18 protein-coding genes are annotated in these 22,698 nt (G+C 45.0%); 4 read left to right on the top strand and 14 right to left on the bottom strand.

The genetic code is table 11. The annotated features are described in order from the left end of the window. Nucleotides 1-276 precede the first annotated feature (276 nt). From DBK98_RS18660 to DBK98_RS18650, 3 genes are read left to right on the top strand one after another with little or no spacing between them, the layout of a single operon-like run. On the top strand, nt 277-1,413 hold the full coding sequence (locus tag DBK98_RS18660; protein WP_032535780.1) for a fibronectin type III domain-containing protein: 1,137 nt from the start codon (nt 277-279) through the stop codon (nt 1,411-1,413). 26 nt (nt 1,414-1,439) lie between these two features. Further along, entirely contained in the window at nt 1,440-2,306 is an 867-nt protein-coding gene (locus DBK98_RS18655) for a porin family protein (RefSeq protein WP_005823404.1), read from the top strand. A 48-nt stretch (nt 2,307-2,354) separates the two neighbouring features. Further along, a complete protein-coding gene (locus tag DBK98_RS18650; protein ID WP_022012443.1) occupies nt 2,355-3,245 on the top strand; it encodes a porin family protein in 891 nt (296 codons plus the stop codon). A gap of 89 nt (nt 3,246-3,334) precedes the next feature. Here the strand turns inward: DBK98_RS18650 and DBK98_RS18645 are convergent, their stop codons facing one another. The 4 genes from DBK98_RS18645 to DBK98_RS18630 form a co-directional block, all read right to left on the bottom strand. Continuing rightward, nucleotides 3,335-4,255 carry a porin family protein gene (locus DBK98_RS18645; RefSeq protein WP_005807371.1) on the bottom strand — a complete coding sequence of 307 codons (921 nt, stop codon included), beginning with the start codon at nt 4,253-4,255 and terminating at the stop codon, nt 3,335-3,337. Nucleotides 4,256-4,310: 55 nt separating this feature from the next. Beyond that, the gene (locus DBK98_RS18640) at nt 4,311-5,267 is read right to left on the bottom strand and encodes a vitamin B12 dependent-methionine synthase activation domain-containing protein (RefSeq protein ID WP_032535781.1); all 957 of its coding nucleotides are present in this window, start codon (nt 5,265-5,267) and stop codon (nt 4,311-4,313) included. A 261-nt stretch (nt 5,268-5,528) separates the two neighbouring features. Then, a complete protein-coding gene (locus tag DBK98_RS18635; protein WP_032535782.1) occupies nt 5,529-6,908 on the bottom strand; it encodes a dihydroorotase in 1,380 nt (459 codons plus the stop codon). An 8-nt stretch (nt 6,909-6,916) separates the two neighbouring features. Beyond that, nucleotides 6,917-7,663, bottom strand: coding sequence for a polyprenol monophosphomannose synthase (locus DBK98_RS18630; RefSeq protein WP_005780203.1), 747 nt, complete (start codon nt 7,661-7,663; stop codon nt 6,917-6,919). Nucleotides 7,664-7,855: 192 nt separating this feature from the next. Here DBK98_RS18630 and mfd point away from each other — a divergent pair, with 192 nt between their 5' ends. Then, on the top strand, nt 7,856-11,233 hold the full coding sequence (mfd, locus tag DBK98_RS18625; RefSeq protein ID WP_032535783.1) for a transcription-repair coupling factor: 3,378 nt from the start codon (nt 7,856-7,858) through the stop codon (nt 11,231-11,233). Nucleotides 11,234-11,338: 105 nt separating this feature from the next. Here the strand turns inward: mfd and DBK98_RS18620 are convergent, their stop codons facing one another. From DBK98_RS18620 to nagA, 10 genes are all read right to left on the bottom strand, one after another. Continuing rightward, nucleotides 11,339-13,192, bottom strand: coding sequence for a YgiQ family radical SAM protein (locus tag DBK98_RS18620; RefSeq protein ID WP_005807362.1), 1,854 nt, complete (start codon nt 13,190-13,192; stop codon nt 11,339-11,341). Nucleotides 13,193-13,217: 25 nt separating this feature from the next. After that, complete coding sequence (locus DBK98_RS18615; protein WP_032535784.1) at nt 13,218-13,694, bottom strand: DUF456 domain-containing protein; 477 nt, start codon at nt 13,692-13,694, stop codon at nt 13,218-13,220. A 4-nt stretch (nt 13,695-13,698) separates the two neighbouring features. Then, nucleotides 13,699-14,043, bottom strand: a complete 345-nt coding sequence (locus DBK98_RS18610) for a hypothetical protein (protein ID WP_032535786.1) — start codon at nt 14,041-14,043, stop codon at nt 13,699-13,701. Beyond that, nucleotides 14,040-14,255, bottom strand: coding sequence for a sulfurtransferase TusA family protein (locus DBK98_RS18605; RefSeq protein ID WP_005807358.1), 216 nt, complete (start codon nt 14,253-14,255; stop codon nt 14,040-14,042). The genes DBK98_RS18610 and DBK98_RS18605 overlap by 4 nt, the downstream gene beginning before the upstream one ends. Further along, a complete protein-coding gene (locus DBK98_RS18600) occupies nt 14,252-14,572 on the bottom strand; it encodes a hypothetical protein (protein WP_032535787.1) in 321 nt (106 codons plus the stop codon). Before DBK98_RS18600 ends, DBK98_RS18605 begins: the two co-directional genes overlap by 4 nt. Nucleotides 14,573-14,738: 166 nt before the next feature. Further along, entirely contained in the window at nt 14,739-15,140 is a 402-nt protein-coding gene (locus tag DBK98_RS18595) for a hypothetical protein (protein ID WP_032535789.1), read from the bottom strand. A 313-nt stretch (nt 15,141-15,453) separates the two neighbouring features. Beyond that, nucleotides 15,454-18,363: an N-acetylmuramoyl-L-alanine amidase gene (locus tag DBK98_RS18590; RefSeq protein ID WP_032535825.1), complete on the bottom strand. Its 2,910-nt coding sequence runs from the start codon at nt 18,361-18,363 to the stop codon at nt 15,454-15,456. Nucleotides 18,364-18,464: 101 nt separating this feature from the next. Next, entirely contained in the window at nt 18,465-19,187 is a 723-nt protein-coding gene (locus tag DBK98_RS18585) for a tyrosine-protein phosphatase (RefSeq protein ID WP_005823386.1), read from the bottom strand. Nucleotides 19,188-19,277: 90 nt separating this feature from the next. Beyond that, nucleotides 19,278-21,269, bottom strand: a complete 1,992-nt coding sequence (locus DBK98_RS18580) for a glucosamine-6-phosphate deaminase (protein WP_005780179.1) — start codon at nt 21,267-21,269, stop codon at nt 19,278-19,280. Between the two features lie 252 nt (nt 21,270-21,521). After that, complete coding sequence (gene nagA, locus DBK98_RS18575; protein WP_005780176.1) at nt 21,522-22,688, bottom strand: N-acetylglucosamine-6-phosphate deacetylase; 1,167 nt, start codon at nt 22,686-22,688, stop codon at nt 21,522-21,524. Nucleotides 22,689-22,698 lie beyond the last annotated feature (10 nt).

The raw sequence follows: 22,698 nt of genomic DNA, 5'->3' as shown, positions 1-22,698 counted from the left end.
TGGGAATGGCCGAATCTTTTCCCTACAGGAGGATGCCGGGATATTGAGTCCCATAATATCCCATCCATACCTGAATCATGCTTTCTTCACAACAGTTTGTCTCTGTATCTTTGTAATACTTCTTTTGGATATGTAGTTTTGTCACGTCTTCTTGTATGTCACTGGAAGAGAGGATAGAGGTACTTCGGATTTGTTTGGAATCAAACTGTTTTCTTTTGTTATATTTATAATAAATATTGTAACTTTGCCGGCAATTAACACTATAAATAGACAAAGATGAACAAGAGAAGATTACTGGGCTTGCTCTGCCTGATGGCATTGCTGGTCACCTCCTGTGACAATAAGGGGGATTATTGGGGAGCCATGGAAACTTCCAAGACAACATTGACGCTGGAGCGCATTTGTGATATGGCTATGCTTTCACAAGATTCCGTAAATCTGCTATCTGATATTATGGGAGTGAATACAGAAGAACTGTATCGGGCAGACGCTGTCATGATAGGAAAAGTGACAGGTGGGGAAGCAGGTCATTATTACTATCCCAGGTTTCTGATTGCTAAAGATAAAGAAATGAAGGAAGTGATTATGGAAGCCTATATCCGTCATAATACAGGAAATACCTTTTATGCTTTTCTGGATCCGGATATGCTGACTTTGGGCGAAACTTATTATTGTGCAATGAACGATTATCAGTATGGCTATAGCGGACGCCCGGGGTTGCTGGATCATGTATTGGGCGAAAATTCAAACAAAGAACGTTTTAGTGAAGTAAAAGCATTCCGCCTTTCTGGTCTGCCAAAACTGATTGTACACGATACCCAGTTCACAGGATACAGTTATTATTTATCTACGGAAGTACGTTTTAAAACCGATGCCGGAATTATAGAGCAAGGTGCTTGTTATAGTTCAGTCAAAGAATTGCCGGAAATTACCGATCAGAAGGCATTGGCACGGGGAACCCGGATGTATAATTACTCGAATTTTGAGGTGGAGGTGATGGACCTGCTACCTGCTACCCACTATTATATACGCCCCTATGTGACTACTGAGGAGGGGACAGGCTATGGGCCGGTGGCTGAGTTCACGACCGAACGGGGTACAGAACCGGTTATCAATAATTTTTCGTTGTATCAATATAATGGTACGGCGGTAGAGTTGTATGCTTCTTTCTATACAAATGATTTCCTTATTACAAATTATGGTTATAGTTATGGCGTTTATTCACAGGAAACGGGAGTGGTGACGAATGAACAGATGATAGAAGTACCTTTTACTGATGATTATAGACAGACGTTTGATGAAATCGTTACCGGATTGCGTCCCGGGACGCTTTATGCTTTCCGTGTTTATGCGAAAAATGGAGTAGGGATTAGTTACAGTAATTACCGGACCATTGAGATCCCTGCAGAATAAAATATAGATTTAAAGAACGAAAACAAATGAAAAGAATAATAATAGGAGTGATTGCCTGTATTTGTGCAATCACCGTGATGGCCCAGGTACAGACACACGATGTAAAAGGAGTAGTATTTGACAGAAAGCAGCAACCCATTGTGGGGGCATTAGTCACAGCCAAAGGGACCAATATCAGCACAATAACCGATGTCGACGGTAAGTTCTTCTTGCAGGAAGTTCCTCTTTCGGTCAAAAAGGTGATTGTTACTTCCATCGGTATGGAGACCCGGGAAGTGGACCTGAATGTACCGGTACAGCTCACCGGAAAGCGTAAGAAGCTTTCGTTTGTGGCACATGCCGGGATCAGCATGAGTAAGTACACTACATATGGTTCCGATTTTAAGGTGGGATATGAGTTTGGTTTGGGTATCGAAGTACGCATGTCAAAACGATGGGCTTTCCAGCCTACTCTGCAAATTTGTAACCGTGGAGCAGAGTTCAATGCCGAAAGAAACGGTGTGAAATATCAGGAAACTTGGAATCCGGTTTCATTGGATTTGCCGATGTTGTTCATTCTTCGTTATCCGGTAGCCCGTAAAATGAATCTGACCTTTTCTGTGGGACCTGTGTTTTCGTATGGCTTTGCAGGAAAAGTAAAAGCTACGGAAACAGGTAAACCCGATGAAGAGTATGACATTTATAGCAAAGAGTATGAATATGATTATTATGGCGGGAAACATTCTTTGTTACATCCTTTCAGCTTTGGTGTTGCCTATGGCATAGGTGTGGAATACAAGAAGTGGTTGGTAGGTGTTTCTGGAAAGAGTATGTGTTTGGGACAGGATGATGAAGGTTTTGAAGCGAAAGAACATAACCTGGCACTTACTTTGGGACTTACTTACCGTTTCTGATCAAGCGGATATGAATAATCGGATGTTGAATGTAAAAAATAAAAAGATATGAAAAGATATATAGCATTGGCATTGGTCTGCCTGGCACTGACAGACGTTATGGCCCAAAAACAAAAAGTGGTAGAGAAGATCGTGGATGAAGATTACTATCCGGTAGACGGGGCGGTAGTTACCTTGAAACGTACGAACCAACAGGCTGTCACCGATAAAAATGGAGTTTTTGTACTGGAAGAAGTACCTGTCTATTTCGACTCACTACAGGTGACAAAAGGTAAACGCAGCGGATATGTAGATCTCCCGATGCGTATACAAATGCGTACACAAGTGATGCAACGCTTCTCGTTGATCGTGAAGGCTGGAATTGGAGCAGGTAAGTTTATGCAAGGACCCGAATCGAAACTGAAAGACGGTCTTAGTATCTATGGAGGGGTAGGGGCCGATATCCGGATGTCGAAACACTGGGCTTTCCAACCCTCGCTTTTGTTGGTTTCCCGTAAAATGAAAGGGCATGATTTCTATGATTATTATACGGAAAATAACGGTGATGGCTCTTCATCCGTTTCTTATGATCAGGTGAGTGGTACTTACAATCCATTCTATCTGGAGATTCCTTTACTGTTTGCACTGAAGTATAGAATAGGAAATGATCTGAATCTGGTATTCAGTTTCGGTCCTTATATTGACTTGGGGATCAGTGGAGACGTTAAGAAAGAATTTCGCAAGCGTTCTTATGATAGTAGTGGAAATTATAATAGAGTGGAATATGTTACTGAAAGCCAGTCATTGTTCGGCAAACGGTTTACCGGAGGATTTGCCTATGGAATCGGAGTGGAATACGGGCACTTCCTGATAGGAGGAACCGGAAGAGTGGGGTGTACTTCATGGAATCACTCGGAAGGTTTTCTGGATGTCGCTTTTGAAATAGGATATCGTTTCTAAGTTCACCACAGATTACACGGATTTTCACAGATTATTGGCAATTATGATCTGTGATAATCTGTGAAATCTGTGGTGATAACGTATTGTATTTAAAATCTGTATCCTACTGTCAGAATCCCTCCGATCGGGTAATGTTTCTCGGTATCGCCTGCGTACAGTGTTCCTCCTTTAACCGGCTCCATGAATCCGTGCTGGAAAGAGGCATTGACCAGGTAATGTTTCCATATTTCAAAACCGATGCCTCCCTGAACCCCGATGTCGAAACGTTTCAACAAGGCATCTTTATTTTTCGCTTCAGCTAAGGAAGAGTAGGATTTGAAAGGGTTATGCGACTCACCTTTATGGCCGCCTTTGTTTGTCAGTTCATACTTTCCACCCATGCCTACGGCTAAATAAGGTCCGATATTGATTACAAACTTAACATGGTTTGACACATCCATCTTAAAAGCTGCCAGAATAGGGATGTCCAGATAAATAGGAGCTATTTTGGCTTTATAAGAGATAGGTTCGGTAGACGAGGACAGCGGAGAATACCCGTCGTACTCGGCAGTTGCTCCTTTGCTGGTGACCATCAGTCCCGATTGGATAGCCCAATGCCTGCTGAAATTATATTCCGCACCGACACCGGCACTGAATCCGGTGCGTTCGTCCAAGCCGTCCGGGCGGCGGAAACTGAACAGGCTGACTCCGGCTTTCACATTCCATGAAAAACCTTTCTCTACGGGCTGGAGCTGAATATAGACGTTGGGAGCTACGGCTACCTCTTTGCGTTCCATGCCTACGTGATAGACAACAAGCTGCTGTGCTGAAGCAGGTGCTTCTGCTATTATAAACTTGCCATCCACGTTGGTTACGGCACCAATATTAGTGCCTTTGACAACAATGGCGGCACCGACGGCGGGTTGGCCGTCACCAACTACAACAGTACCCGCTATCCGCTGAGTCTGTGCAAGGATCACTACGCTACAGGAGGGAAGTAACCATAATAACAGAATAAGAACCTTTTTCATAACTTTTTCTATTTTAAAGTATAGGATCAGTTACAAATATATCGAAAGAAAAGATTTACTGCAAGTTTGCTGCCAGAAATTTACGCATCTCTCCAACGCTTTTTCCTCTTCGCGCGGCATAATCCGCCAATTGGTCTTCACCGATCTTCCCCACCGAGAAATAGTGAGAAGCCGGATGTGCAAACATTAATCCGCATACTGAAGCGTGAGGATACATAGCTCCGTTCTCTGTCAGGCGGATACCGATCTGTTTCATATCAAGAATTTCGTCGAGAATAAAGTTTACAGACTGATCGGGTAAAGATGGGTAGCCTACAGCAGGGCGGATACCCTGGTATTTTTCGACAAGAAGATCGGGAATAGAGAGATTTTCGTCTTTTGCATACCCCCATACTTCTTTGCGGACATATTCGTGCATCTTTTCGGTGGCAGCTTCGGCCAGACGGTCGGAGAGTGTTTGTACCAGAAGATGTTTATAAGGGTCTTGTTCGTAAAGTCCCTCCATATCCGCATCAATGGAAGAGGCAAAAACTCCTACTGTATCAGTGATTCCCGAAGACAGAGGGCGTACAAAGTCGCTGAGGCATAAGAAAGGTTCGTTCTCTTTTTTCTTGACTTGCTGCCGGAGCAGCGGGAAAGTGATACCGTCGATAATCAGGTTGTCTCCGTCGGCATTGGCCGGGCAAAGTTTAAAAACGCTTTTCACTTCAAAGTCCCTGTCCAATTCGTCCAGCATCCGGTTGGCTTCTTTATAGAGTTGCATGGCTTCGGAAGCTTTGCCCCGTTCTTCTTCCGGAAAGGTTGTCAGCCAGGAAGCACGACAGGAGTCACATCCGTGGATATTGGCTATGGCGGCATAACGCGGCTGAAACCCCCAGGCGTGAAAAAAATAAATCCAGTTGATGTAGGGGGATAAATCATGAACACTGAACGATAGACGGTTTTCAAACGCTGAGCGATCAACGGTTTCTGAACGATGGACGGGGGATGATGACGGGTTATGCTTTTCCATATTTGACTGTTTTAATGCTGGTGATAATAAGTTTCATTGATCCGTTTGCGTTGGCAAACATGCTTGAATATTTAGTTTCAGATAAATATTCGGTTTTAAATAACAATTCTTTCATTCAGAGACTTATGTAGGTTTACCATTCGTATCGCGAAGGTCCTGCTTTTATCTTTCAATATATTTCCCATTCTTCTGCATTTATCGTTCCCGGTTTACCCCCTTCTCCTTGTTTATCATTTAGATGGTTGATCGTTCAGAAATTGTTCATCGTTTAAAATAGATTTCTTGTCCGCGATAAGCTTCATCTACCTGTCCGTCAGTATACAATAGGTGTCCGTTGGCAAATGTCTTTTCTACTTTCCAGTCAAAGGTACGTCCTTCGAGCGGACTCCATCCACATTTGCTTAAGATTTGTTCTGCACTTACCGTCCATAATGCGTCCGGCCGAACCAGTACCAGGTCTGCCTGATAACCGGGACGAATGAAACCGCGGTTATGGATATTATATATCTGGGCGGGTGCATGGCACATTTTCTCAACGACTTTTTCAATCGTGAAGATACCTTCGTTCACCAGTTCAAGCATACTGATCAGAGAGAACTGGATCATAGGCATGCCTGACATTGCCTTTAACGGGCCTCCTTCTTTTTCACTGAGCAGGTGTGGTGCATGATCGGTGGCAATCACGTCTATCAGGTTGGAGTTGACAGCCTGACGAAGTGCATCCCGGTTGGTTTTAGCTTTGATGGAAGGGTTACATTTGATACGTGTACCTAATTCCGCATAATCTGAAGAGTCGAATAACAGGTGCGAAACACAAGCTTCTGCCGTAATCCTTTTTTCTTCCAATGGAATATCATTATCAAAAAGAGAAAGCTCTTTGGCTGTGGAGATATGCAGGATATGCAGACGAGCGTCTGCAATGCGTGCCAGGCGTACAGCCAGTTCGGACGACTCGTAGCAGGCTGCTATCGAACGTATCTTTGCATGGTAACCCATCGGAAGGGTTTCGTGGTGAACATGGTAGTACTGATAAGGATATTTTTCAATATATTCTCTTACGTATTTTTCCGTATTCTTTTTAATTGTTTCATGATTCTCACAGTGGGCGGCAATCAGCAGATCGGTTCCATTGAAGATGTTCAGCAAGCTGTTCATCTTGTCTACCAGCATATTGCCTGTACTCGATCCCATAAAGAGCTTGATTCCGCATACACGGCTTTTATCCAGTTTGTCAAACTCGGTATAGTTATTGTTTGTTGCTCCGAAATAGCATGAATAGTTGACACTGCATTTCTCGGCAAGCAAATCGAACTTGGCATTGAGTGCGTCCAGTGTGGTGGTTTGCGGATTGGTATTGGGCATGTCCATAATAGAGGTTACCCCTCCTGCTGCTGCAGCCCGGCTTTCGGTAGATATGTCGGCCTTATGGGTTAGGCCCGGATCGCGAAAATGCACATGATCGTCGATGACACCCGGAAGCAGATAGCATCCGTTGGCATGGATTGTCTCTTCACAGGGAGTGGCCGGTTTCTGTCCTTTCTCCAGTATCTCGGCTATTTTTTCACCTTCGATGACTACCGAACCGCGTGTGGAGCGTCCTTCGTTTACTATGATGGCGTTTTGTATTAATGTTCTTTTCATATCTTAATTCATTTTGTTTTCTGCGGAAATTTGTGGAACCAGCTGTTCACTTTCAGTTTGATAACTCCAAATACCGCTTCTCCGAAAATACTGCTATTCATTTTTGATGTGCCCAGTTCACGGTTAATGAAGATCACCGGTACTTCGATAATCTTGAACCCGCATTTGTAAGCGGTGAATTTCATTTCTATCTGAAAAGCGTAACCCTTGAAACGGATGTGGTCAAGATCGATGGTTTCGAGTACCTGACGACGATAACACTTAAAACCGGCAGTAGTGTCGTGTATCGGTAGTCCGGTAACGATGCGAACATATTTAGATGCAAAATAAGACATGAGGACGCGTCCCATCGGCCAATTCACTACGTTCACTCCGCTTACGTAGCGGGAACCGATGGCTACATCTCCTCCTTGGTTGGCACAAGCATCGTAGAGCCGTGGCAAGTCATTGGGGTTGTGGCTGAAATCGGCGTCCATCTCAAAAATGTATTCGTATGAATGTTCCAGTGCCCACTTGAACCCGGTGATATATGCTGTTCCCAATCCCAGTTTTCCTTTGCGTTCTATCATAAAGAGACGGTCGGGGAACTCTTGCTGCAAGGTTTTTACGATGGTGGCGGTTCCATCCGGAGAGCCATCTTCTATGATAAGAATATGAAAAATCTTTTCCAGTCCGAAAACGGCACGGATAATGTTCTCTATGTTTTCCCGTTCGTTGTAGGTAGGGATGATTACGATGCTGTCCGATGTCTGCATATTGTGTCTAAATTTGAAGACAAATGTAACGCTTTTCCGCTACTAACCAAAGATAGCGCATTAAAACTAAGGATAATTTAGTACTTTTGCGGTGAATTTGCATCACGGGTTACATGGATTCACACAGATTGGAAATTGATTTTGAGCGATCTGTGTGAGTTGGTGCGTTTGTGATGGACTAAAATGCTATTTATGACGATTACTGAACTGCAACATCAATATGCCGGGCACCCGAATGTGGAAGCCTTGAACAAACTGTTGGGGGAGCCCGCAGTCAGACATATCTATTGCGGTGGCCTGTATGCTTCCGCTGCTTCCTTATTCGCTTCGGCACTGGTAGAGAAGAGTCCTTGCCCGTTTGTTTTCATATTGGGTGATCTGGAAGAAGCCGGTTATTTTTATCATGATCTTACTCAGGTATTGGGTACGGAGCAGATTTTGTTTTTTCCTTCTTCGTTTCGCCGTTCGGTGAAGTATGGACAAAAAGATGCGGCCAACGAGATATTGCGTACCGAGGTACTCAGCCGGCTTCAGAAAGGTGAGCAAGGGTTGTGCATCGTCACTTATCCGGATGCGTTGGCCGAAAAGGTAGTCTCGCGCCAGGAATTGAGTGAAAACACATTGAAGTTACATGTGGGCGAGAAGGTGGACACCGGTTTTATCACGGATGTATTACATAGTTACGGGTTTGAGTATGTCGACTATGTGTATGAACCGGGACAGTATGCTGTTCGCGGCAGTATTATTGACGTATTTTCTTTTTCGTCCGAGTATCCCTATCGTATCGATTTTTTTGGTGATGATGTGGAGAGTATCCGTACTTTTGAGGTAGAGTCACAGCTATCGAAAGAGAAAAAGGAAAGCATTGTCATTGTACCCGACCTTGCCGTAACCGGAAAAGTTACTACTTCTTTCCTTGACTTTATTCCGAAAGACACGACTCTGGCAATGCGTGATTTTCTCTGGTTGCGGGAACGCATTCAGGCTGTTCACGATGAATCGCTTACACCACAGGCTCTTGCTGCACAAGAGGCGGAAGAGAACGGAGGCATCACTCTGGAAGGCAAACTGATTGATGGTAGTGAATTTACTGTCCGTGCCTTAGATTTCCGGCGGATGGAGTTTGGCAACAAGCCAACCGGTACACCGGATGCCACGTTGACTTTCCATACTACGGCACAGCCCATCTTCCATAAGAATTTCGATTTGGTGGCAGAGTCTTTCAAAGATTATCTGAGCCGGGGATACACACTTTATATCTGTAGTGACAGTACGAAACAGACAGACCGTATCAGGGCTATTTTTGAGGACCGTGGAGACCGGATTCAGTTTACAGCTGTGGAACGGACACTGCATGAGGGGTTTGCGGATGACACTCTGAAACTTTGCCTGTTTACGGATCATCAATTATTCGACCGTTTCCATAAATATAACTTGAAGAGTGATAAAGCCCGTTCGGGAAAAGTTGCTCTTTCACTGAAAGAACTGAATCAGTTTACTCCCGGCGATTATGTGGTGCATACCGATCATGGAGTAGGACGTTTTTCCGGTCTGGTGCGTATTCCTAACGGAGATACGACGCAGGAAGTGATGAAACTGGTTTACCAGAATGAAGATGTGGTATTTGTCTCCATCCACTCGTTGCATAAAGTCTCAAAATATAAAGGGAAAGAAGGAGAAGCTCCCCGGTTGAACAAGTTGGGCACCGGTGCCTGGGAGAAGTTGAAGGAGCGTACCAAGACAAAGATTAAAGATATAGCCCGTGATCTGATTAAACTTTACTCACAACGTCGTGAGGAGAAGGGGTTTGCATACAGTCCCGACAGCTTTTTGCAACGGGAGCTGGAAGCTTCGTTCATTTATGAAGATACCCCCGATCAGAGTAAAGCTACGGCAGATGTGAAACAGGACATGGAACGGGATATGCCGATGGACCGGTTGGTGTGCGGAGATGTGGGGTTCGGCAAGACGGAAGTGGCCATACGTGCCGCGTTTAAAGCTGTAGCGGACAATAAGCAGGTAGCCGTCCTGGTGCCTACTACGGTATTGGCATACCAACACTTCCAGACTTTCCGTGACCGTCTGAAAGGGCTTCCCTGTCGGGTAGAATATCTCAGTCGTGCCCGTACGGCAGCACAGGCAAAGGCAGTTATCAAAGGATTGGAAACCGGAGATGTAAATATTCTGATCGGTACTCACCGTATTCTGGGTAAAGATGTCAAGTTCAAGGACCTTGGCCTGTTGATCATTGATGAAGAGCAGAAATTCGGTGTGTCGGTCAAGGAGAAACTGCGCCAGATGAAAGTGAATGTGGATACATTGACGATGACGGCAACTCCGATTCCGCGTACGTTGCAGTTTTCATTGATGGGAGCACGTGATTTAAGTGTGATTTCTACTCCGCCTCCCAACCGCTATCCGATACAGACGGAAGTGCATACGTTCAGTGAAGAGGTGATTGCCGATGCCATTAATTTTGAAATGAGCCGCAATGGGCAGGTTTTTCTGGTCAATAATCGTATAGCCAATCTCCCGGAACTCAAAGCGATGATTCTCCGTCGTATTCCGGATTGCCGGATTGCTATCGGGCATGGGCAGATGGAGCCGGTGGAATTGGAGCAGATTATCTTCGGTTTTGTCAATTATGATTATGATGTGTTGATTGCCACCACCATTATTGAGAGTGGAATCGACATACCGAATGCCAATACTATTATTATCAATCAGGCTCAGAACTTTGGTCTGAGTGACTTGCATCAGATGCGCGGACGTGTAGGACGTAGCAATAAAAAAGCTTTTTGTTATTTACTGGCTCCCCCGTTATCGTCGTTGACGCCTGAAGCTAAACGTCGTCTGCAAGCTATTGAGAATTTCAGTGATTTGGGGAGTGGCATTCATATTGCCATGCAGGATCTGGATATTCGTGGTGCAGGAAATATGTTGGGAGCCGAACAAAGTGGTTTTATTGCTGATCTGGGCTATGAAACTTACCAGAAAATATTATCCGAGGCTGTACATGAACTGAAAACAGATGAATTTGCAGAGCTCTATGCCGACGAATTAAAGGGGGAAGGCATCATAAGTGGTGAAGAGTTTGTAGAAGAGTGTCAGGTGGAAAGCGATCTGGAATTGTTGTTACCGGCCAATTATGTGACAGGCAGCAGCGAACGTATGTTACTGTATCGTGAATTGGACGGATTGACTCTTGATAAAGATGTAAATGCTTTCCGTTTACGGTTGGAGGATCGTTTTGGCCCTGTTCCTCCCGAAACGGAGGAATTGTTACGTATTGTACCGCTAAGGCGTCTGGCTGCACGTTTGGGAGTGGAAAAAGTATTCCTGAAAGGGGGGCGTATGACTCTGTTCTTTGTCAGCAATCCGGATAGCCCGTATTATCAGAGTGCCGCTTTTGGCAAGATGATCGATTATATGATGAAATATACCCGCCGATGCGATTTGAGGGAGCAGAACGGACGTCGGTCTATGTTGGTGAAAGACATTCCGAATGTGGAAACCGCCGTCAGTGTGCTTCAGGAGATAGTGGCATTGCCGGTGAGAGAAAAAGAATAGACAGTTCACCTCGGAGGACACAGAGTATATACAGAGGATAAATTTTATCTTCAAACAACAAAACTTCTGTGTCTCCTATGTTCTCCGGAGTGAATAAAGCATGAATTATCTTTTTCCGTACAACTTGTCTATCAGGTCTGCCCGTCCGATGCGGCGCAGTTCATTGATGATGTTCCGTCGTTCTTCCGGTTTATACCAAAAAAAGAATTGTCTTTGGGCCAATTTTTCCCGTTGGGTTTTGGCACTGAATACCGGTTCGAGTGTGTATGGGTGGAAGCCGGTGTACCAGGCTTCGGTAGCTACGGTCATAGGGGTGGGAGTGAAGTCCTGCACCTGTTCCAAATGAAAATCCTGCCGCTTGGTAATTACTGCCAGCTCTGCCATATCCTCTTCTCTACATCCGGGATGGCTGGAGATGAAATAGGGGATTAATTGTTGGCGTAAGCCAAGTTCCCGGTTGATTCTGTCAAATATCTTTTTAAACTCCCCGAATTGGCTGAAGGCAGGTTTACGCATGATACTCAGTACCCGGTCACTGGTGTGTTCCGGTGCTACTTTCAGGCGGCCACTGACGTGGCGTGCTATTAGTTCGCGGGTGTATTCCGCCGTACTTTTATTGACGGAAGGGTCTTTGCTTTGATGAAGCAGTAAATCATAGCGTACTCCACTGCCGATAAAGCTCCGTTTGATTTCCGGTAAAGAATCTACTGCATGGTAGATATCCAGCAATGGCCGATGATCTGTATTGAGGTTCGGGCATACTTTGGGATGGATACACGAAGGACGTTTGCAACGTTTGCAAAGTGCCAGGTCTTTTCCACCCATTTTATACATGTTGGCAGAAGGTCCTCCTAAATCGCTAAGATTTCCTTTGAAGTCGGGTAGTTGTACCACCTCTTTTACCTCTTTCAGAATGCTCTCTTTGCTTCGGCTCACAATAAATTTTCCCTGGTGGGCGGAGATCGTACAAAAGGCACATCCTCCAAAACATCCCCGATGGATATTGATGGAGAATTTAATCATGTCGTAAGCCGGAATACGTTTTCCCTTGTATTTGGGATGGGGTAAGCGTGTATAAGGAAGATCGAATGAATGGTCCAATTCTTCCTGTGTCATCGGTGGATAGGGTGGGTTTACCACTACTACTTTGTTGTCTACAGCTTGAACAATCCGGGCTGCTGCATATTTATTGCTTTCTTCTTCAATGTGCCTGAAATTGGCGGACTGCTTCTTTTTGTCAGCGAGGCATTCTTCGTGGGAATGGAGGGCAATATCTTGCTCATCAGGCTCATATTCATCGGTCAGATAAGCAATTTGCGGAATAGTAGTCAGTGAAGAACGACAGATGTTAAACGGTGAAGTCGTACTGTCCCGGTATTCATTGTGTGTTGTTAATCTGCGGACCAGTTCGCAAATGGGCTTTTCACCCATACCATAAATTAGCATGTCGGCACCGCTTTCACAAAGGATGCTTTTTTTAAGCTGATCTTGCCAATAGTCATAATGGCTGAGGCGGCGCATACTTGCTTCAATACCTCCTAAAATGACCGGTACATCGGGATAGAGTTTTTTCAGGATCTGACTGTACACGATTGAGGGGTATTCCGGTCGCATATCCGGACGTCCGTCCGGTGTGTAGGCGTCATCGCTGCGCAAACGTTTATTAGCTGTATATTTGTTCACCATGGAGTCCATGCAACCTGCACTGATGCCGAAAAAAAGGCGGGGACGTCCCAGTTTGCGGAAGTCGCGCAAGTCGTCACGCCAATTGGGCTGAGGTACGATGGCCACCCGTAAACCTTCGGCTTCAAGGATACGACCAATGACGGCCGCTCCGAAGGAAGGATGGTCTACATAAGCATCACCGCTAAAAAGGATGACATCCAGTTCGTCCCAGCCGCGAAGCTCTACTTCTTTCTTAGTGGTGGGTAACCAATCAGTAAGTCGATATTCTTTCATGGGAGCAAAGATACGGATAATTTTGCTATACGAGGGCACGGATAAAGCAGAAGATGAACCAACCACATACGGCTACCTTCAGCACGGTACCCAACAGGAAACCTGCAAATGCTCCGAATCCGGCTTTCAGGGCGTATTTGGTCTCTTTACCGCCCAGCAATTCGCCTGCTACTGCGCCTGCAAACGGACCGATGAATACCCCCCAGGGAGGAAACAGGAAAATACCGGCAAAGGTACCGATGATACATCCCCATTTGCCCCATGAAGTACCTCCGAGCCTTTTCACTCCAAACATTGGAATGAAATAGTCGAGTATTTGTATCAGTACCACAATGAACAGCCAAAGGAACAGTTGCGGAATAGTGAAGGAAACTTTATCGGTGAAGTGTAGAAATACCAATGCCAGATAGGCAACAGGAGGTCCCGGCAACATGGGGACAATACATCCGGCCAATCCGACAAGCAGGCAGATGCTGCCCAAAATGATTAGGAATATATCCATGCGCTCAGCCGATTCTTTTAATAATAGCAATGAATTCCTCGTTGGTCATTCCGAAGTCTTGCTCACGATAGTTCACGAAATCCTCCAGATAGTCGCTGGCTATGGCTTCAAGAACTTCCTTACCGTTAAGTCCTTCTTCATCAATCATAAAACGGATCATACCCTGATAGGCATGAATCGTTTTTAAGCGCTGTTCGGCTCCGGCTACTCCCATCATTTGACAATGATGCTCGTTGCGGGCAATAAGATAAACGGTAGCATAGAATTTTTCTGCGCTACCGAATGTATTTTTTATTTTTTTGATTGCCGTTACCGGCCATTTCTTTATTTGATTTTGTACTTCGCTCATAAGATAGTAAACTGTAAAGTCATCCGCTCTCCATCATATATTTCGCGGAATCCGATACCTTGTTCTGATAAATATTCCTTAAGATCCTGAAATGCGGCTACCTGATCCGTTACAATCTCCATTTTGTCACCGGAACTGGCATTACACATCGCTTTTATGGCCGGAATCAACGGGCTATAGTTTGTCATTCCGCAGGTATCAATGGTAATCATACTTTCTCCTCTTCTTCTGCTTCCTGCTTCGATAGCCAGGTGAGATAAAGTTTGATGAGTTGCTGCAACCCGAATGCTTTCATATTATTGTGATAAATCACGTCTATGCAGAGGTCGAGCAGGTCCTTACTGTCTTCTTCCTGACTTGCTATCAGCGAACGTATATTCAGTTTCAACTTCTCCAGAACGGCTTCATCTACAATGCCATTGCTGTCTATCAGATGCTGGAATAAAGAGTGTTTTTCGATGGTTACCAAATTCTCTTCAGATATTTCCATGCTGCGTGTACCGCTCGGATTTGCTTGTATTGTGTACATAGTGCTTTTATTTTAATAGTTATTATTAGGAGCAAAGATAGAATTTAAAATGAAGAATGGAGTATGCAGCAGGGATTTTTTTTGATGAATTCATATTTTCATAGAATTCCCTCCGTGAGCAGACATGCTCACGGAGGGAACCTTATGACTGTTTATCTGTCAATTGTCAAGGCCATGGCTGAACAATAATCTGAATGGTTTGCCGTCCTAATGGGGGCTGCCCCGGATTGAGCGGATTATACCATTTCATATTAACATGATATCTTCCTGCCAAAATTCCTCTTATGCGCAGAATAATCATAGTGCCAAGTACGTATGACTCTTCTTGTTCTATGCCTTCCGGCGGGTTATCGCATTCCCATATCATTGCTCCAAACATGGGATATGGAATTTCTGCTATTTCGCCCACATGAAGAAAGACCTGACTCGGCAGTGGGGGAGGTGTAACATGAGGAGGTGGAATATCTTGTTCGATTCCTTCCACCTTTGAAATCGGAACGTTCACGGAAGGGCTGTATGCATAAGCTACGCCTCTACAAAGTAGCATGACTACTACTAAAAAAAACATTTTTGTTTTCATAATTATAAAAATTGGTTCATCTAAAATGCCACAAATGATTATCCAACCATAAATAATCAGATTAGAAGACTCTATTATGAAATTAGAAAAAGATAAGATGGCAAAAACAGTAATGGTAATGGGGCAACCGAATGATGGCAGGAACAAGAACGATAGCAGCCATTATGTCAGATGGCAGCAAACCTTAAAATAAATTCACGTAAATAACAGACATTATGACAGTTTTGTCTGCAAAGAACTTGTTCTTTGCAGACAAAAGACTAATACCAAATACCGGGACATAACAATGTTTATTGAAAGTTTATTTTTCTCCGAAGAATTTTAGTATTGCTGCCATTACTGTGGCACGGTCCGTTTCGCTTTCGATGCTTTCGAATGGGAATCCCATTGCGAATACCCGATAATCTCCTTTATAGGCAATTCCGGCACTGCGTTGCCCGGGTTGATATGCGAATACCGGGAAAGCAGAACCTACCGGCACAATGCAGTCGGGAGCAGTTACCGCATAAGACTTTTCGTTAGGCAAGCGGGGAATCTGTATGGTACGTCCCAGGCCCGAGATCTGTCCGGAACGGGTATCACTTAATGAACTCTGATAGCCGTATTTCAGTACAGTCTCTGTGAATTCGCGGTTACCTTGCGAATTACTCATGTCGCTGCCTATATAGGATCCGCTGACAAGCAGGTTTCCTCCTGACTGGCAATAAGCTGTCAGTAAGCGCTGCATAGGTGAAGAGAATGTTTTATAATACGTTTTGCGGGCCAGATCACTTTGGATATCATCTTTCTCCAGGCCCAGAATGAAATCTACGATCGGATAGTGCTCCAGTTGGACACGTCTGTTTTCAACGGCTTCGTCACTGCATGAAACGAAGCTGTAGTTTCCGGCAGCCTGAATCGCTTTGCCATGTATAAATGGATAGTCGAAGGTATTCCCGGAAATTTTCATTCCTTCCAGTTCGCCGCCGCTATAACCCAGGCTTCCTTTTCCTTCTTTTCCGGCTTGAAAGCGATCAAAGTCTGTTTGTGCTCCGCAAAACGAAATATTATATTGGTAGGCGACACCGGGATCTTGTTCCAGATCAAAGCCTGCTTCATCCGGTGTGTCAATAACTGCCGGTCCGCTTAACCGATTGAAACCGTTAATGATAAGCACTTTTCCGTGTTCTCGCTTGGCTTTGTAGGCCGCCAGAATTTCAGACGGGAAACTTTCTCCTCCCCGGTTGACAGCCGTAACCTTAAATGAATAAACCAGACCCGGTTCTATTTTTAGAGAGTACGAAGGCTTGTCCACACGTACCCCGTTGTCGAAACCACCATATCCGATGCGGGTGTATACTATATACTCACGAGGACGGGCAGTGGGTTCCGATGGATCGTTCTCTCCCTGCCATGAAAGTTCCAGAGTATTTTTCTTTTTACCGAATCCGATGGCAAAGTTGCTTACGGGAAGTGGTTGTACCACATACTCTTTGTTGTGCTGGCTGCTGACAAATTGCAGTACGGCTTTATAAATGGCGCGTCCTACGGTAAACTTGAAATTCGGATCGTGTCCGAGTTTCATGTCGGCAAAGTTCTGGTGCGACAGTAACTCGATGATGGTGGATGGGGTGGCAGGCAGGCGGGTCTCGCTGTAATTACGGTCCCACATGCTGCGTCGGGTCCATTGTATATTAAAGTTGGCACGAATATCCTTTTGTATTTGGGTAAGCATGAGGTCGGCCAGATCCCGCGAAGCATATCGGTTATTTCCCGAGTTGAGCAGTCCGTTATTGAAGTTGGTTGTATAGATGCCGAGTGACCCTACTATATCGTCCGTTTTACTGTACCCGGCATCACTGTGCAGTGCCACATTCATTTCTAACGGTACACCCAATCCTTTCTGTACGGGATTGAATACGGAGCCCCCCGACAAATAATTGATGGTGTTGGAGCGTGCATTGATGTCGTCTGCATAATCGTTTTCTCCCTGTTTTCCTCCGTAAACGTCATAAGGCATTCCTGCCCATTGGGCGGAATAACGCGCACCCTCCAGATAGCGGGGTAATCCGCTCACTGTAGTACCCCGGACAATGTTTCCCATTCCTCCGCCGAAACGTACGGCGTCGGCACAGACAACTCCGCTTTCATTGCTTTCATTGCTCAGTACCACCATGCCGTAATCATTGCTGCCTTTGTCAAACTCAAATGTACCAAGGTATACCCATGTGCCACTGCCTATCTTCTGGTTGACTTTGAATTCCGTTACACCACCTTTGTGAAATACCAGATACTTGGCGTCACTAACGCTATTGGGGAGTGTCTGGTAAGATACATATACCGCATAGTTTCCCGCTTCGGGAATGGTAGGGATCCATTCGGCGAATGCCTTATTCTTTTTCTTTTCTGTACGGGTGAAGCGTGCGGTACCTGTCAGGAAGGGATTTTCTCCATCTTTGTAGACAGATTTTCTTTGTGCGAATCCATAACCGTTTGTTTGATTCCAACGGGCCTTGCGGCTTTTCATTTCCAGATAGATGGAACCGTTTCGGGTGTCATTGTCTACAATCACTTCATTTTTCTGAGTATCCCGTTCACGCGGAGTATAAACATTAGCTCCGGCGTTTTCAAGCATGGGAATGACATAAGGCAGGATGAAAGATTGCGTGAATAAGTCTTCTGTGGTACAGAACAGTCGCGGACGTTGCCAACTCCATTCGCCTTTATCGTTTTTGAAATATTTGCCATGGCTTTGCCAGAGGGAGATGTGACAGTTTTGCAGTCCTTTGGTTACTTCATAGGGGCGGGAAACATTTTTTACCCAAGGTGCTCCTCTGTATTCCGCATTCGAGAGTCGCGACTTATCTTTCTTTTTTCCACGAAAGAAGTTGGGAACTAACTTTTCGATGGGCTGGTCGTTGACATAAACCGTGGTTCGGAAAAAGCGTACGGGGCCCGGAAGTAACTCTGCTATCTGATGGTAGATTTCATCTACTGTTTCCGATAGAAAGGGCTGATAAGCAAAACTTTCGGAAGCATAGATGGATAGTTTTTTACCTTCAAAGTCAATATCTACGCTTTTTAACTTACTACTTCCGGTATTGGCAGATGCCGGGATGTAAGTCTCAAAGTAATTGCTAAGCCGTTCTTTTACGCTCTTTTCAATTTCTTGCGCAAATAAGATACCTGTGCCCGTAAGGAGCAACAGGAGGAGTATACATAGTTTTTTCATATATTCGGTTGAGTAATAGTCCGGGTACAAAAATAGAAGAAATAAATGAAAAACCGGTGATTCCGATAAGTCATTAGCAATTCAGACTGGTAATGAACCGTTTATTCGGTATACAATGCCCTTAGTCTGTCGATATCTGCTCCTAATTGATTTCTCAGGAAGTTCTCCAGACCTTGGTAATCGGAATCAATAGTCTGGAAGGCTGCTTCCAGATATTCCTTACGCACGGTGGTAAGAGGTGCGAATTCGGGATGGGCCTGTACGATCGCATCGTATTTGCCTTTTAGGTATTCGGCAGACAGCATATAATCTTCCATAATCACTTTTCTGTCTACACCCAATGCTCCCAATAATAATGCGGCGGCAATACCGGTACGGTCTTTTCCGGCCGAACAGTGAAATAAAAGAGGAGTGTTCCGTTCTTCCGAAACAATCCGGAAAAACTCCCGGTAAGTATCCTGGGCATTTTGGATGATATAGACGTATGCCTGTTCAAGTATTTTCGGAATGTTGTTCAGGTTGAAGTGAGCCATGTCGGTCATGTCACCGGCTTCGATGGACAGAGGAATGTATTGCGTTACCGTTGCCGGTATTCTGTCTGCTGCCACTTTCTTTTCCTGTATACTTCTGAAGTCAATATCCGTACGGATGGATAAAGAGGCAAGATAGGCCAGGTCGGATTCTGTCAGTTTATTGAGATCGCCCGAACGGATAAATGTTTTCCACTTTACGTGTTTATGGCCTGCTGCGGGGTAACCTCCCAAGTCGCGCATATTATATGCTCCCTCGACAGGGAGAAGACGGAGATATTCTTCTTGTTTCATGTATGATTTGTCTTTTTATTAAAGAAAAGAAGAGTGAAGAGTCTCAAACTCCTCACTCTTCTTTATTTTTATTTCACTAATAAGCTCTGATTATAGTGGAATGTATTCCACAAATGCTTCCATTGCTTCGTAAGAGGCCAATCCCAAGCTGTCGTAAAGAGCTGCGGTACCCCGGTTGCGGTCTTCGCTACGTTGCCAGAACAGGCGTTCGTCATTACCCAGGAACGGAGCACTTTCCATCTGGGACTGGTGCTTCAGGATGGAGTTACGTTTTGCACGCAATTCTTCCGGACTGATAGGCACAGCCATTTCGATGTTTTCGATTTCCCATTCGGCCCATGCACCACGATACATCCAGATACGGCAATCTTTCAACCATTCGGCTCCTTCTTCTTTTTCAAGGTCTACAGCAGCAAATACGGCATCTGTACACACACGGTGTGTGCCGTGCGGGTCAGCGAGGTCACCGGCTACAAAAATCTGGTGAGGTTTCACTTCACGGAGCAGATTGCGGACGATTTCTACGTCAGCCTCGCTGATCGGATTTTTCTGGATTTTACCGGTTTCATAGAAAGGCAGATCCAGGAAGTGACAACGTTCCAGTGGGATATTATTATAGGTACAAGCTGTACGTGCTTCACCACGGCGAATCAAGCCTTTGATGGTCAGGATATCGCGTGTATCCATATCACCGTCTTTCTTATCCTTCAGGAATTTACGGATTTCGGCATATTTTTCACTGATCACCTGATCTTCACTGTTTATAAAGATTTGGTTGAATCCGTTGATGAAATGCATGAAACGAACTACTTCCTCATCACCTACGGCAATGTTTCCGGAAGTCTGATATGCTACATGGACTTCATGCTTCTGTTCTACCAGACGGCGAATCGTACCTCCCATGGAGATCACGTCATCATCGGGGTGTGGAGAAAATACGACAACCCGTTTCGGATACGGTTTGGCACGTTCGGGACGATAGGTGTCGTCTGCCTTCGGTTTGCCACCCGGCCATCCGGTGATGGTGTGCTGCAGATCGTTGAATATCTTGATATTTACGTTATAAGCAGATCCGAATAGGGCAAGCAGTTCGCTCAGTCCGTTTTCGTTATAGTCTTTGTTGGTCAGTTTCAGGATTGGTTTTCCGGTCAACTGGCACAACCATACAATAGCACTGCGGATCAGTTTATCGTTCCATTCGCAAGAGGTGACCAGCCATGGACGCTGAATACGTGTCAGGTTGGAAGCTGCCGACAAGTCGATGGCTACATGTGCATTGTTGTGAGTCTGTAAATAAGATGCCGGAATGGTATCTGTTACATTACCTTCCACACACTCTTTCACCATGTGCGCCTTTTCTTCACCCCATGCCAGCAGATAGATTTTCTTTGCTGCCAAAATAGTGGCCACACCCATTGTAATGGAACTGATTGGCGTATTATCAATGGTTCCGAATATTTTGGATGCTTCATTGCGTGAACCGCTGTCCAGCAAAATCAATCGGGTGGTAGAATTCAGGCGTGAACCTGGTTCGTTGAAAGCGATATTACCTACGCGGCCGATGCCCAGTAAGGCGATATCGATACCGCCGAAACTCTCGATGCGCTGTTCGTACAGGCGGCAGTATTCAAAGATGGTATCTTTAGCGATCGTACCATCCGGAGTGAAGATATTCTGCTTGTCAATATCAACGTGATCGAGGAACATCTCTTTCAATGCGTTGAAATTGCTGTTGATAGCGTCTTGGGACAATGGATAGTATTCGTACATATTGAATACGATTACATTACGGAAACTGAGTCCCTCTTCTTTGTGCATGCGAATCAATTCGGTGTATACGCTGCGTGGTGAATTTCCACCCGGCAATGCCAGTACGCAGAAACGTCCTGCTTTTTGTTTATCGCGAATGACCTGTGCTATTTCGCAAGCGATATGATTTGCACCTTCTTCCACAGACTCATAAATATCTGTAGGAATTTTCTCTAATCGGGTTAATACCGATCTCTCGAATGCATTCTCCGGTCTATAATACCTGGGGGAGACCCTGTTGAGTGTAATCTGAGAACTAAGATTTGTCTTCATAAGTTTGTTATTAATTAAGTTTGACTGAGTCTTTGTCGTTATCGGAAACTCTGAACAAATATATATAAAAACAATCAACTATGCGATAAGGTTGACAGGGAATTTAAATTAAAATCTTTTTTTACCTATAAATGGGGAGGAGGGGAGTGATAAAACGATGAAGGTTAAACGATAAACGGTGGACAATGAACAGGCTGCGTTATAATGGTCTGTTCATTGTTCACCGTTTATGTTCAAAAAACGTCTATTCGATTAAAACAGCGTATTGGTTTCAGGCACCAGCTTACCCATGGCCCATACGGCTCTTACGTTGAGGTCCTCATCGAGTACCAGGATATCGGCATCTTTGCCTTTTTGCAAGGAACCCTTACGGTCGTATACACCCATGATACGTGCCGGGGTTTCGGAAGCCATACGGACTGCGTCTTCCAATGGAATTTCTGCTTTCTGTACGACGGTACGAATCAGGCGGTCCATTGTGGCAATACTTCCTGCCAAAGCAGAATGGTCGGCCAACTTACATACTCCGTCTTCGATAATAACACGCGGGTCGAAAGCTTCTTTGCTGTCACTGTCGGCGCAAGCAAGGGCATCTGTAATCAGGCAGGTTCTTTCTACACCTTTTATTTTATATACAAGTCTCAGGATAGTAGGAGGTACATGGATTCCATCGGCTACTACTTCTACGGTCATATCATCCAACAGATAAATACTTTCGACTGTACCTTCATACTTGTATTCTCTGCGCTTGTGGAAACCGGGCATTGCATTGTAGAAGTGGGTGGCATGGGTATATCCGGCTTCATATGCCGTACGGATGTCTTCAAATTCGGCTTGTGTATGTGCCACGGAAGGGAGAATACCTTTGGCAGCAATATATTTTCCGAACTGCATAGCTCCCGGAAGTTCCGGAGCGGCGTCCCAGCGCTTGATGCAATGATACTGTTCTACGATCGGAATATATTCATTCGGATCAGGGTTCTTGATGTTCTCGGGAATTTGTCCTCCTGCCATTTTCATGTTCAGGTAATGACCTTCAAGGTGCAGTCCCAGAATAGGGCTGTTTTTCTCTTCCATCAGTTTGGTGCAGGTTTCAGCAGCTTGCTGGATCATGGGGACTGTAGATGATGAAAGTGTAGGAAAGATACTTGTAGTGCCATGTTTCATGTGAGTATGGACCGCTGCCCGGAAGGCATCTTCCGTACATTCCATAAAGTCGCGGCCTCCACCACCATGCACGTGGATTTCTACCCCACCGGGAACTACATACATACCTTTGACGTCAATAAGTTCAGCTCCGATAACGGCCAGATCGCAGTTTGTGACTTCTAAAATCTTATTGTCTCTGATAAGCACGGAACCGTCTTTCATCCATCCTTGGGGGGTGAGTATACGTGCGTTAATTAATTGGGTTAACATTCGTGTTATG

Source organism: Bacteroides sp. PHL 2737, assembly GCF_004115325.2.
Classification (GTDB): Bacteria; Bacteroidota; Bacteroidia; order Bacteroidales; family Bacteroidaceae; genus Bacteroides; species Bacteroides hominis.
This window is presented reverse-complemented; position numbering and strand designations above follow the sequence as displayed.